14 protein-coding genes are annotated in these 12,853 nt (G+C 64.2%); 11 read left to right on the top strand and 3 right to left on the bottom strand.

The window, feature by feature from the left end:
* The first annotated feature begins 2 nt into the window (after positions 1 to 2).
* The gene (gene gspF / locus OH764_RS17055) at positions 3 to 1,220 is read left to right on the top strand and encodes a type II secretion system inner membrane protein GspF (protein ID WP_027776886.1); all 1,218 of its coding nucleotides are present in this window, start codon (positions 3 to 5) and stop codon (positions 1,218 to 1,220) included.
* A 142-nt stretch (positions 1,221 to 1,362) separates the two neighbouring features.
* On the opposite strand, the gene OH764_RS17060 is transcribed toward gspF, so the two are convergent.
* Complete coding sequence (locus OH764_RS17060; RefSeq protein WP_498847546.1) at positions 1,363 to 1,776, bottom strand: type II secretion system protein N; 414 nt, start codon at positions 1,774 to 1,776, stop codon at positions 1,363 to 1,365.
* A 157-nt stretch (positions 1,777 to 1,933) separates the two neighbouring features.
* Between OH764_RS17060 and gspG the strand changes: the two genes are divergently transcribed.
* The 8 genes from gspG to OH764_RS17100 all read left to right on the top strand — a co-directional run bounded on the left by gspG (position 1,934) and on the right by OH764_RS17100 (position 7,972).
* Positions 1,934 to 2,398, top strand: coding sequence for a type II secretion system major pseudopilin GspG (gene gspG / locus OH764_RS17065; protein ID WP_020067385.1), 465 nt, complete (start codon positions 1,934 to 1,936; stop codon positions 2,396 to 2,398).
* Between the two features lie 107 nt (positions 2,399 to 2,505).
* Positions 2,506 to 2,988 (top strand): GspH/FimT family pseudopilin, encoded by a 483-nt coding sequence (locus OH764_RS17070; protein ID WP_408170787.1) that lies wholly within the window; start codon positions 2,506 to 2,508, stop codon positions 2,986 to 2,988.
* Position 2,989: 1 nt separating this feature from the next.
* Positions 2,990 to 3,403 (top strand): type II secretion system protein GspI, encoded by a 414-nt coding sequence (gene gspI / locus OH764_RS17075; protein ID WP_498847547.1) that lies wholly within the window; start codon positions 2,990 to 2,992, stop codon positions 3,401 to 3,403.
* The gene (locus tag OH764_RS17080) at positions 3,381 to 4,061 is read left to right on the top strand and encodes a prepilin-type N-terminal cleavage/methylation domain-containing protein (protein WP_498847548.1); all 681 of its coding nucleotides are present in this window, start codon (positions 3,381 to 3,383) and stop codon (positions 4,059 to 4,061) included. Before gspI ends, OH764_RS17080 begins: the two co-directional genes overlap by 23 nt.
* Position 4,062: 1 nt before the next feature.
* Positions 4,063 to 5,241, top strand: coding sequence for a type II secretion system minor pseudopilin GspK (gspK, locus tag OH764_RS17085; protein ID WP_498847549.1), 1,179 nt, complete (start codon positions 4,063 to 4,065; stop codon positions 5,239 to 5,241).
* A gap of 28 nt (positions 5,242 to 5,269) precedes the next feature.
* A complete protein-coding gene (gspL, locus tag OH764_RS17090) occupies positions 5,270 to 6,670 on the top strand; it encodes a type II secretion system protein GspL (protein WP_498847550.1) in 1,401 nt (466 codons plus the stop codon).
* Positions 6,667 to 7,170, top strand: a complete 504-nt coding sequence (locus tag OH764_RS17095) for a type II secretion system protein M (RefSeq protein ID WP_020067379.1) — start codon at positions 6,667 to 6,669, stop codon at positions 7,168 to 7,170. Before gspL ends, OH764_RS17095 begins: the two co-directional genes overlap by 4 nt.
* A 22-nt stretch (positions 7,171 to 7,192) precedes the next feature.
* A complete protein-coding gene (locus tag OH764_RS17100) occupies positions 7,193 to 7,972 on the top strand; it encodes a type II secretion system protein N (protein WP_498847551.1) in 780 nt (259 codons plus the stop codon).
* 152 nt (positions 7,973 to 8,124) lie between these two features.
* Here OH764_RS17100 and OH764_RS17105 read toward each other — a convergent pair whose 3' ends face one another.
* Entirely contained in the window at positions 8,125 to 9,726 is a 1,602-nt protein-coding gene (locus OH764_RS17105) for an outer membrane factor lipoprotein domain-containing protein (protein WP_498847552.1), read from the bottom strand.
* A gap of 212 nt (positions 9,727 to 9,938) precedes the next feature.
* Positions 9,939 to 10,313, bottom strand: a complete 375-nt coding sequence (locus OH764_RS17110) for a hypothetical protein (RefSeq protein WP_498847553.1) — start codon at positions 10,311 to 10,313, stop codon at positions 9,939 to 9,941.
* Positions 10,314 to 10,574: 261 nt separating this feature from the next.
* Here OH764_RS17110 and OH764_RS17115 point away from each other — a divergent pair, with 261 nt between their 5' ends.
* Both OH764_RS17115 and OH764_RS17120 read left to right on the top strand, forming a co-directional pair.
* Complete coding sequence (locus tag OH764_RS17115; protein WP_498847554.1) at positions 10,575 to 11,117, top strand: MarR family winged helix-turn-helix transcriptional regulator; 543 nt, start codon at positions 10,575 to 10,577, stop codon at positions 11,115 to 11,117.
* A 136-nt stretch (positions 11,118 to 11,253) separates the two neighbouring features.
* A complete protein-coding gene (locus OH764_RS17120; RefSeq protein WP_498847555.1) occupies positions 11,254 to 12,840 on the top strand; it encodes an efflux MFS transporter permease in 1,587 nt (528 codons plus the stop codon).
* Positions 12,841 to 12,853: the final 13 nt, after the last annotated feature.

The raw sequence follows: 12,853 nt of genomic DNA on the forward strand, positions 1-12,853 counted from the left end.
GCATGCCGGCATTTCGTTTTGAAGCGATCGACGCGGCGGGCAAGGCGCAAAAAGGCGTGCTCGACGCCGACAGCGCGCGCGGTGCCCGCACCAATCTCCGTTCGCAGGGACTCACACCGCTTGTGGTCGAACCTGCGGCCACGCGCACGCGCGGCGAGCGCAATCAACGTCTGTCGTTGGGACGGCGGTTGTCACAGCGCGAGCAGGCGATTCTCACGCGTCAGCTGGCCAGCCTGCTAATTGCCGGTCTGCCGCTCGACGAAGCGCTCTCGGTGCTCACCGAACAATCGGAGCGCGACTACATTCGCGAACTGATGGCCGCGATTCGCGCGGAAGTGCTCGGCGGCCACTCGCTCGCGAATGCGCTGACGCAGCATCCGAAAGACTTTCCAGAGATTTATCGCGCGCTGGTTGCAGCCGGCGAACATACCGGCAAGCTCGGACTCGTGCTGTCGCGGCTGGCCGACTACATCGAGCAACGCAACGCGCTCAAGCAGAAGATCGTGCTCGCGTTCACCTACCCGACCATCGTCACGATCATCGCGTTCGGCATCGTCACGTTTCTGCTGAGCTACGTGGTGCCGCAAGTCGTCAACGTGTTCGCGAGCACCAAGCAGCAACTGCCCTTCCTCACGATCATGATGATGGCGCTGTCCGGTTTCGTGCGGAACTGGTGGTGGGCCGTGCTGATCGCGGTGGCGATTCTTTTTTATGCAGTGCGTTCGACGCTCAGACAAGCGGGCCCGCGCCTCGCGTTCGACCGCTGGCTGCTCACCGCCCCGCTACTCGGCAAACTCGTGCGCGGCTACAACACCGTGCGTTTTGCGAGCACGCTCGGCATCCTGACGGCGGCCGGCGTGCCGATTCTGCGCGCGCTGCAGGCCGCGGCTGAAACGCTCAGCAATACGGCCATGCGTGGCAACATCGACGACGCAATCGTGCGTGTTCGTGAAGGTACGTCGCTCTCGCGCGCGCTCGGCAACACGAAGACGTTTCCGCCGGTGCTGGTTCACCTGATCCGCTCGGGCGAAGCGACCGGCGACGTCACGACCATGCTCGACCGCGCGGCCGACGGCGAAGCGCGCGAGCTCGAGCGCCGCACGATGTTTCTGACGAGTTTGCTGGAGCCGCTGCTTATTCTGGCGATGGGCGGCGTGGTGCTGGTGATCGTGCTGGCGGTGATGCTGCCGATCATCGAGTTGAACAACCTGGTGCAGTAGCGCGGTGCCGCGGCGCCTTTGTGCGGCGGCAAAAGCGACGGACCTATGCGAAGTAGCCGGTGCAATGACGCATAGCAATCCGGCGGGTGCGGTGCTGCGGGTCGATGCGAAGCGGCGTGCCTGTCGCCCGGCTCTGCTCCGTTTAGCGAACGTAGATCGTGGGACCCGCCGCGTTGGCCGGCAGGAATACTTCGGAATGCGCGCCATTGCGGTCGATAACGATCGAACGGGCGCGGACTTCGGAGAGTTTGGCGCCTTGCATCAGTGTGCTGCCGAGCGATACCGCACGCGGAGGTTCGCCGCCCACGCTGACGATGGCCGCGGCGCCTTCACGCAAAGCAAGAATGCCGAACAGGTGCACGTCCTGGTTCGCGGTGCGCGTGAGCTGGCCGCCGAACAGCGTGGCGGCCTGGTCGGTCGAGACCTGCGTGTGCGCGGCTGCTGCGGGCAACGGTGCGCCCGACGTCGTGGTGAGCGTGATGATCCAGTAGGTCAGCGTCGCGCAGAACACGGCGAACAGCGCAAGCGACAGAAGGCGGATTTGGATGGCGTTCATGCGCATCATTGTACGGACTATTGTGAAAATTGCGTTGGGTTGAAACCCCGCGATTACATGACATTAAAATGACCGGCCGGGCGTGTTCAATGGCACCGAAAGTGCTGGACGCGAATCCCGCCCAGTCGAAAATTCACCTGAAAAGAGGTAGCAAGCTATGCAACTGTCGACCACTCGCCGCACAGCAATCGCGGGTCCGCGCAGCCGTCGTCAACGCGGCTTTACGCTGATCGAAATCATGGTCGTGATCGCGATTCTCGGCATTCTGGCCGCGTTGATCGTGCCCAAAATCATGAGCCGTCCGGACGAAGCGCGGCGCGTTGCCGCGAAGCAGGACATCGGCACCGTGATGCAGGCGCTCAAGCTTTATCGTTTGGACAACGGCCGTTATCCGACTCAGGAGCAGGGCCTGCGCGCATTGATCGAAAAGCCGGCCACCGATCCGGTACCGAACAACTGGAAAGACGGCGGCTACCTCGAACGTCTGCCGAACGATCCGTGGGGCAATGGCTACCAGTATCTGAATCCGGGCGTGCACGGCGAGATCGACGTGTTCAGCTACGGCGCGGACGGCAAGGCGGGCGGCGAAGGCAATGACGCCGATGTGGGCTCGTGGCAATAGACGACAGTAAAGCACGCGTGACGACCAAGCCGCCGCTCGCCGCGGCCGGCACGGCTACGCACGCGCGTGGCTGCCGCCGTTCGACTGCATGGAGCGCAAAAGGCGCAATGAGCGCAATGAGTGCGAGAGCCGGCCGTCGACATGCGGCGGGTTTCACACTGCTGGAAATGATGGTGGTGCTGGTGATTGCGGGCTTGCTGGTGTCCTTGACCGCATTGACGATGACGCGCAATCCGCGCACCGATCTCAACGAGGAAGCACAACGTCTCGCGCTGCTGTTCGAGTCGGCCGGCGACGAAGCGCAGGTGCGCGCGCGTCCCATCGCATGGCAACCACTGGACGGTGGCTTTCGTTTCGACATGCGTACCGAAGACGGCTGGCGTCCGTTGCGCGACGATCTGCTGAAGCCCCGTCAGTGGGAAGGCGGCGTGACCGGCGTGACGATCGACTATCCGGGTTCGAGTTCGCAAGCGAGCCGTGTTGTATTCGGCACCGAGGCGATCGACGTGCCCGTGCGCATCACGCTCTTCTCCGCTGCGGGGCGCGCGACGATCGTCGGCACCGGCAACGGCCGCTACGAGGTTCACTGACATGCGTCGTTGCAGCAGCACGGCGGCGCGCAAGGCCGCTAGCCGCCAGCGCGGTTTCACGATGATCGAGGTGCTCGTTGCGCTCGCGATCATCGCGGTGGCGCTCGCCGCATCGCTGCGCGCAGTAGGCAGTCTCGCGAGCGGCGAAGCCGATCTTCATCGGCGCCTCCTGGCTGGCTGGAGCGCGGACAACACGCTCGCGCAATTGCGTCTTACGCATGCATGGCCGAACGTCGGCTCGACGAGCTTCGATTGTTCGCAGGGCAACTTGCAGTTGATCTGTACCGAGCATGTGACATCGACGCCAAACCCGGTGTTTCGTCGCGTGGAAGTCATGGTGACGATGCCTGGGCGTTCCGGCAACCTCGCTCAGATGGTCACGGTGGTCGCGAATGAAAACAACCGTTCGCTCTGAGCGCCGCCGCCGCCGTGCGGGCGCGCATGGCTTCACGCTGATCGAGTTGCTGGTCGCGATTGCGATCATGGCGGTGATCGCGGTGTTGTCGTGGCGTGGACTCGATCAGATCATTCGCGGCCGGCAGACCATCACGAATGCAATGGAAGACGAGCGGGTCTTCGCGCAGTTGTTCGACCAGATGCGTATCGACGCACGCCAGGCCGCCTCGGACGACGAATCCGGCCAACCCGCGGTGTCGCTTGCGGGCGGCGGCTTGCAGATCGTGCGGCAATTAACCTTGCCCGGCTCTGCGCCGCGTTTGCAGGTCGTCCGTTACCGCGTCACCGAAGGACGCGTGATTCGCTATGCGTCCCCGCCGCTTGCGAGCGTCGGCGATCTGCGCTCGGCGCTGCGCGGCGGCGAGAGCGAAGGATGGACCGGCCTGCCTTTGATGGGCGGCGTCGGCGCGATTTCCGCGCGCCTCTACGTGCCGAGAGTCGGCTGGACTACGCAGATGAAAGACGTGCAGGGTGCGATCACGGAGGCCGACAATAACCTGAAGGTGCCGCAGCTCGGCAATGCGCCGTTGCCGCGCTCGGTGACCGGACTTGAAGTGAGCGTGGCCGCGAAGTCGCTCGCGCGGCCCATCACTCGCGTTTTTCTGATTGGAGAATGACATGAGATTCTCCTCGCTTCTTGCGCGATGTTCTGCCGTTTGTTCAGCCTCGATCGATGCGTCGCGTGGCGTGGCTCAACGTCGGGCGACGCGAGGCGGACGGGGCGGCCAAAGACACGGACAACAGCGCGGCGCGGCCATTATCAGCGCGTTGCTGGTAGTGGCGCTGTCGGCCATTCTGGTCTCCGGCATGCTATGGCGCCAGCAGGTTCAGGTTCGCCGAATCGAGAATCAGCGCCTGCTCGCGCAGGCCCAGTGGGTTTCGCGCGGTGCGCTCGACTGGACGCGTCTGATTCTTCGCTCCGAAGGCGATACCTCCGCAGGCATCACGTATCTGGGCGGCGTGTGGGGCGTGCCGATCGCAAAGACGAGGCTCTCCGATTTCCTCGGCCAGATCGGCGAGGTCCGGGCTCAGCAAGGCGCCGCCACTTATCTGTCGGGATCCATTGAAGACGCTCAGGCCAAGTTCAATCTTCGCAACCTCGTTGCGAGCCCCGCGCCCGGGGTGATGCAACTGGACACGGAGCAGATCGGCGCATACCAGCGTCTGCTCGTGTCACTCGGCTTGAGCGGCCAGCTCGCCAAGAACACCGCTGTGCAGGTGCGTGCGAGCCTCGCACAGTCGGCAACGCGTTTTCAGACTGTCACGTCGACGTCCGGCACGACAGCGACAGCGCCCATTCAAGGCGGCGCAACGAGCGGCGGCTTTACCGACAAGCCCGGTATCGAAGACGGCGACGACAGCGCGGCGCACGCGCCATTGCAAATGACCAGCGTCGACTCGCTGCTCGACATTCCCGGCTACACGCCGGAGATGGTCGCGCGCTTGCGGCCCTTCGTCACCGTGCTGCCTACGGTGTCCGCGGTCAACATGAACACGGCCTCCGCGGAGGTCATCGCCGCAATTGTGCCAGGTATGAGTCTGTCGTCCGCGCAGGCATTCGTCGCGCGCCGGCAGACAGTGTTTTTCCATAATGCCGGCGACGTCCAGCTTGCTTTGCGCGGCGCGGGTGTGCAGACCGTCTCCGTCGATCCGAATCAGTACGACGTCAATACGAACTACTTCCTGATCCACGGGCGCGTGCAGCACGAGCGCGCCGAGGTGGATCGCACGACGCTCGTCTATCGCGATGCTTTGACTCACACTACACGTATCGTGCGAGTGCAAGACCAACTATGAATAACGCCTTTCCCAAAGAGAGTGGCCTTTGAGCACGCTGATCGTCTTATTGCCGCCGCGTGATCCGGCGGTGCCGTCGCAGGAATGGCAACTGCCGGACTTGCCATTCGTGCTGCTCGACAAGTCGGGACGCACGCAACGCGCCGGCCGCTCGGCGCTTGCGCTGCTGCCGCGCGCCACGTCGACGGTGCTGATGGTTGCCGCGCGCGACCTGCTGATGATGCCCGCCACGCTGCCGCCGCTGCGCGGCCCGAAGCTGCGCCAGGCATTGCCGAATATCGTCGAGGATCAACTGATCCAGGACCCGCAAACCTGCCATATTGCCGTCGATTCGCAATCGGCCGCAGGCGGTCGTCAGGTGCTGGCGATCATCGACCGTGGATGGTTCCGCTTCATCTACGAGGCTTTTTCCGCAGCTGGCCACCGGAGTCTGCGCGCCGTGCCGGTCACGCGTTGTCTGCCGGAAGCAACGCTGCCCGCCGTGCCGGCCGAAGTCGCCGAAACCGTGAGCGCGACGGAGCCGGCCATGGCGGGCGCGTCGCTCGCAGACGCGGCGCCGGTGCCGGTTGCGGCCGGCGCCGCGCCCGAAATCGTGCCGATGGTGGCGGCGGTGCTCGGCACCGTGGTTCAGACTGCGCCCGCGATGTTGCTGGAAGGCGCCGTCGAAAGCGGTATGCCGCGCGTGGAGCTGGCGATTGCCCGCGGCGCGCAAGGCGAAGGCCTTGCCGTGCCTGCGAATGCGGTGAACGCGACGCTTGCCGCGCTCGCCGGCGCAACGCCGGTTTCGCTCTATATGCTGACCGAGGTTCCGGGCAACGAGCCGAGTCTTGGTGCTAGCAGTCCGGCACGTCTCGGCGCGCTGGTGCATGGCGCGAGTCCCCTGCCCTTCGAGCAGCTTGCGCGCCGCGCGCTCACATGCCGCTTCGATCTTTGCCAGTTCGAATTTGCGTCGCAGCCGTGGCGGCTCGACCGCGCGACGCTGCGCCGTTTGCGCCTGCCGGTGCTGCTGGCGCTCGGCGCGCTGGTGGTCGCCATCGTCGGTGCAAATGTGCAGTGGCTGATGCTTTCGCGTCAGCGCGACGCGATCAGTACGCAGATGACCGAGCTTCTGCTGACCACCTTTCCGAAGACGACGGTCGTGCTCGATGCGCCCGATCAGATGTCGCGTCAGTTGCAGCAGCTGCGCGTGGCCGCCGGTGAGCTTTCGCCGGGCGATTTTCTGTCGCTCGCCGATGGCCTCGCAAGGTCGCTCCCGCCTGTGCCGGTCAACGGCATCGCCGCGCTGGATTATCACGACCGGCGTCTCGACGTTACCTTCAAACCCGAAGTGAAGCTCGACCCCGACTTCGCCAAACGCCTTGCGCGCAACGGACTGAGCGGCGCGATCGACAGCAACACCGGCAAGTGGACCATCAGGAACGGACAATGAAAGCTGAACTCGCGCAAACCTGGGCAGGCTTCTGGTACCAGCGAACCGACCGCGAAAAAGCGTTGCTGACGTGGGGCGGCGGCGTGCTCGCAGTGGTGATCGCGTGGTCGGTGCTGTGGGCGCCGGCGCAGGAGGGCCGCGCGCGTCTGCGTGAATCGTTGCCCACCTTGCAGCGGCAACTCGCGCAGATGACCGCGCAGGCCAACGAAGCGCGCCAGCTTTCCGCGGCGGCACAGGGCGTTGCGCCGACCGGCGGTGCGTTGAAGGACGCGCTCACCGCGTCGCTCAGCGATCATGGCCTTGCAGCCACGCAAGTGCAGGTGATCGGCAACGCGGTGCAGGTGCAGATGAAGAACGCATCGTTTCCCGCGTGGACGGCCTGGGTCGACGACGTTCGCCGCCAGTTCAAGGTGCAGGTCTCCGAGGCGCACGTGACCGCGCTAAAAGAAGACGGCCAGGTGGATGTCACCGCGTCCTTGCAGCCATCCACGGCGAAATGACCGCGCTGTCACGGGATCTCGCATGACTTACTGGATGCGGCGCGTGCGCGCCGTGCTGCCCTGGGTGCTGGTCGCGGTCTTCTCGAACGCCGCCGTGATGCTCGCGCTGCTACCCGCTGCGTGGATCACACCGCAATTTGCCCGCCAGAGCGGCGGCCATGTGAACCTTGTCGACCCGAGCGGTTCGCTGTGGCACGGCTCGGCTACGCTGATGCTGGCGGCCGGCTCGGACATGAGCGCCGCGACGCTGCTGCCGGGACGGATCGAATGGCGCACGGCGTTCTGGCCGCTCTTCACCGGCCGTGTGCGCATGACCATGCGCCATAGCGAGGCAATGCCCGATCCGATTACCATCGACGCGACGCCGCGCAGCGCGAACGTCACCCCCGGCACGATTGGCGTGCCTGCTTCGCTGCTAAGCGGCTTGGGCGCGCCGTTCAACACGCTGGATCTACAGGGCGACGTGCGGCTTTCGTGGTCCGACTGGCGCAGCTTCAACCGCGAGGCGTTTGGCCAGCTGACGGTCGCGCTGAGCGACGTGAGTTCGCGTGTATCGCCGGTGAAGCCGCTCGGCTCCTATCAGCTTGTGTTCCAGGCGGAGGGCGTCTCGTCGACGATCGAGTTGCGCACAATCAAAGGCCCGCTGATGCTGAACGGCCGCGGTGTCGTGTCGCCGGCGTCCACGTCATTTCACGGAACGGCGACGTCCGCGCCCGAGGCTCGCGACAATCTCGCGGGACTGCTGAATTTGCTGGGGCGGCCGAGCGGACCGGACACCGTCACGTTGTCTTTCGCTCATTGATCGCGGTGTGGCACGGCAACGGGGAGGCCGCGCTTACGTTACGCCGCGCGAGTTCTCAGACAGAACGAAAAAGAGGTATGCCCGGCTCCGTTAGCCGCTCATGCCTCTTTCGTATTTCAGCGCCGTGCGGCGCTTGCTCACGCCCGCGAGTTCTATTTGCTTTGCGCTTGTATCTGCGCCTGAGCGGGCATTGACGTTCGCGGGGCATCGCTCTGTGCAACCGGCGTCGTCGGTAACGTGGATGACGCTGGCAATGGCGCTGGTGCGGCCACATCGCCGGTTTCGCGGTTCATCTGCGTGACGTCCCAGCCGCCGCCCAGCGCCTTGACCAGACCGACCGATGACACCATCCGCTGACCTGCGATGGTCTGCAGCTTCTGTTCGGCCGTGAACGCCGTGGTTTGTGCGGTGAGGACGTTCACGAAACCCACCGTGCCGGCCTTGTATTCGTTCGTCACGATGGCAAGCGCCTGGCGCGCCGATTCCACGGCCTGCTGCTGCACCACGATTTCCTGCTCAAGGATGCGCTGCGACGCGAGGTTGTCCTCAACGTCCTGGAACGCGGTCAGCACCGCTTGGCGGTAGGTCGCGACGTTCTGGTCATAGGCGGCCCGGGCGGCTTCGGTTTGCGCACGGCGCAGCCCCGCGTCGAACAGGGTCGCCGCGAGTTGCGGCCCAACGGTCCAGAAGCGTGACGGCGCGGTCAGCAGTTGCGAGAACAACGAACTCTCGAAGCCACCGCTCGCCGACAACGTGAGCGACGGGAAGAAGGCGGCAATTGCAATGCCGATCTGCTCGTTGGCCGCCGCGGCCTTGCGCTCCGCAGACGCAATGTCGGGCCGCCGTTCCAGCAGCGCTGATGGCATTTGCGCGGGCACCGCGGGGGGCGTCGCGGTGAGCGGCATCGGCGGAATTGAAAACGTGGAAGCCGGTTCGCCCACGAGGACTGCGATCGCGTGTTCGTCCTGCGCGCGCTGAACGCCGTTGTCGATCGCGGCGGCCTGCGCCGATTGCAGCTGCGTTTGCGCCTGGATGACGTCGGAGCGCGCGGCCACGCCCGCGGCGTACTGGTTCTGCGTGAGTTGCAGTGAGCGTTGATAGGCAGCGACGGTTTCGTCGAGCAGCTTCTGGTTGGAATCGAGCGAGCGCAGCGCGAAGTACGTCTGCGCGAGCGTAGCCTGCGCGGACAGACGCGCGTTGGCCAGATCGGCGGCCGCGCTTTGTTGGCCCGCTTTCTGCGCGTTCACGGAACGACCCACCGAGCCCCATAGATCGGGTTCCCAGCTGGCGTCGAGTTTCAGGTTGTAGCTGTTGACGACACCGGAGCGGTTGCTGCCGCTCGCCGCAACCGCATTCGACGAAACACCGCTGCCGGAGCGCGTAGCGCCCGCCGACAAGCCGACGGTTGGAAAATACGCCGCGCGCGCCTCACCGACCAGCGCGCGGGCCTGACGGTACGCAGCCGCAAATTGGGCGACGGTCTGATTCGCGGTGTTCAGCTTCTCTTCGAGCGCATCGAGCTGCGGATCCTGATAGACCGTCCACCATTCGCCGCGATCCTGCTGATCCGAGGGTTGCGCGACCTTCCAGCCGGGTGCGGCTTCCTTGTACGAGGCGGGAATCTCGGCGTCTGGGCGCTTGTAATCTGGACCGACCGCGCACGCGGCCACGAGGCCCGCGACGGACACAGCTACCGCGAGGTTCAGGACGCGCGGCGCAAAGGTCCGCGCGGACGAGATTCGGTCAGACTGCATGCATTGATTCCTTCTGGACGCCGCGATGCCGCCGATGACGGCGCCGGCCGGTATGGTTTGCCGGCATGTTAGCGTAAGAGCCCGCTGGGCGCGGGAAACAGAAAGGTTAATGCGGCGAGCGATGTAGGTGTGTTACCGACGGTGTCGCGAAGGTTACGTGCTGTTACTGGCGAGCGGCCTGGTATTCGATGAAAGCGGCGAAACCGCCCCGGTCACGCCCGCGAGTCGACCCGCGATTCCGCCGATGCCGGCTTGCGCGCGAGCTTGCCCGCGGCTGCCCGGCATGGCGCGTCGCCGCGCAACTGGCAAGCGCTCGCCACGTGGTGCGCGCTGGTCGCTACAGCAGTGCCGACCAGCCGCACCGGCTCGGCCGCGATTTCGACAGATGCGCTGCTGCTCGAACTCTTGCGCCCACGTCGATGCTCGACCCACGCCAGAATCGCAACCCCTACCGATCCGCCGGGCAGTACGAACAGCACGGCAAATAGCGCGAGCTTCCACCAGCGATGCGGGCCCTGGAAGCTGTGCAACGCTGAATCGGTCAATGAGCGGCCTAAACCGCCGAGGGTATTTTTGAGGTACAGCATGGGAGGAACATCCTTGGGTCACGCCGCATTCGACGGCGGACAAAAAAGCGGTCAGAACATAGTCTCGGGTGGCGCGGATCGCGTAACTCGTTGCTTCGTATAATATTGACTATGCAAGTAAATTTCAAGATACTGATGCGCGATTTGTGGGTGCGCTGTTGTTTTTTCGGCGGCTCCTCCGTGGCGGTCTACGAAAATCGCCATTGATCTTCCTGCTTAGGCAGCTAAGCTTTGCTTGCCCAGCGATGTTCCGGATACACGATGACAGACGGCCCCTACAAAGCAGATGAAATCCGGCTGGAGTCCAGTCTCGGCTACTACCTGTCGAAGGCTCGCAACGTGCTGGTTGAACGCACCGACCGCGCGGTGAAGCCGCTTGGGCTGACCGCCCAGCAGATCGGCGTCATTCTGATGCTGGCCGCCGGCCGGGCGAACACGCCGTTCGAGTTGTCTCGCGTTATGTCGTACGACAGCGGCTCGATGACGCGTCTTCTGGATCGGCTTGAAAACAAAGGCTTTGTGTTGCGCACGCGCAGTGACGCCGACCGACGCATGATCAAGCTGGAACTGACGGCGCGAGGTCACGACGCGGCTCGGCAGTTGCCGGACATTGGCGCTGCGGTGCTGAACGAACAGTTGCGCGGCTTCACCGCCGCCGACCTTGCCACGCTGATCGATCTGCTTGCCCGTTTCATTGCGAATGGCGTCGATCCGGATTCGAGCGCCGGTTGCGGCTTGTGTTCGCCGGGCGAACTGCCCGACGAGCCGCCTCAGGATTCATCGCCGGAAGACGGCAAGCAGTAGCTGGAGCCCGGATTACGGGCTGTACTGCGCATATATCTCTGTCTGGGCAGAGTGTGATCGTGCATATATGCGCGACGGCTAAAACGACGCGATAAACGTGGCACAACAATCTTTTCCGCGCTGAGGAGAAAAACATATGGACGCTACGGCATCCAACGCTACTGGACCGGCGGCCCGACCCGCCACGCCGCCCGCAGCCGAACCGGCGCCGCTTACGGGCGGCGCGCTCGCGCTGCTGACGGTGGGGCTCGCGCTCGGCACCTTCATGGAGGTGCTGGACACGTCGATTGCCAACGTGGCCGTGCCGACCATCTCCGGCAGTCTCGGTGTGGCGACGAGCCAGGGCACGTGGGTAATCTCGTCGTATTCGGTGGCCTCGGCGATCGCTGTGCCGCTCACCGGATGGCTGGCGCGGCGCGTCGGCGAAGTGCGGCTCTTCACTCTGTCCGTGCTGCTCTTTACGATCGCGTCGGCGCTGTGCGGTTTTGCGCAGAATTTCGAGTCGCTGATCATGTTTCGCCTGGTTCAAGGCCTTGTGTCCGGGCCGATGGTGCCGCTTTCGCAGACCATTCTGATGCGCTCGTATCCGCCGGAAAAACGCGGGCTCGCACTCGGCCTGTGGGCGATGACCGTCATCTGCGCGCCGATTTTCGGGCCGGTAATGGGCGGCTATATCACCGACAACTACACGTGGCCCTGGATCTTCTACATCAACGTGCCGATCGGCCTTTTCTCCGCGGGCTGCGCGTTCGTGCTGCTGCGCGGCCGGGAAACGAAGACCACCCAGCAGCGTATCGACGCGGTCGGTCTGACGTTGCTCGTCATCGGCGTGGCGTGCCTGCAGATGGTGCTCGACCTCGGCAAGGACCGTGACTGGTTCAACTCGACATTTATCGTGACGCTTGCGGTGATCGCGGTCGTGTCGATTGCGTTCATGCTCGTGTGGGAGATGACTGAGAAAGAACCCGTGGTCGACCTTTCGCTGTTCAAGGACCGCAACTTCGCGCTTGGCGTGCTGATCATCTCGTTCGGCTTCATGGCGTTCTTCGGCTCGGTGGTGATTTTCCCGCTATGGCTGCAAACCGTGATGGGCTACACCGCGGGCCTCGCCGGTCTTGCCACCGCGCCGGTCGGCTTGCTCGCCCTGTTTCTCTCGCCGATGATCGGCAAGAACATGCATCGGTTGAATTTGCGCGTGGTGGCGAGTTTCGCGTTTATCGTGTTCGCGTTCGTGTCGTTCTGGAACTCCACTTTCACGCTCGACGTGCCGTTTAACCACGTCATCTGGCCGCGTATCGTGCAGGGCATCGGCGTGGCGTGCTTCTTTGTGCCGATGACAACCATCACCCTGTCGAGCGTATCCGACGAGCGGCTCGCAAGCGCGTCGGGTTTATCGAACTTTTTCCGAACCTTGTCGGGGGCGATCGGCACTGCGATCAGTACGACGTATTGGGAGAACGATACGATTCGCCATCACGCGATGCTGATCGACAACGTGAACGTCTACACGCCGAATACGAATGCGTACACCGATGCACTCGCCGGCGTCGGCTTTTCCGGTGGCAGCATTACCGCGCAGCTCGAGCAGGTGGTGACTGCGCAGGCTTACATGCTCGCCACGAACGACTTCTTCCGCATATCGTGCGCGGCGTTCCTCGTGCTTGCGGTGCTCGTGTGGATCACCAAGCCGCGCAAAGGCGTTGGTCCTTCCATGGGACATTGACCGGCGCCCAACG

It is taken from the genome of Burkholderia sp. M6-3 (genome assembly GCF_050858985.1).
In the GTDB taxonomy this organism is placed as follows: Bacteria; Pseudomonadota; Gammaproteobacteria; order Burkholderiales; family Burkholderiaceae; genus Paraburkholderia; species Paraburkholderia caledonica.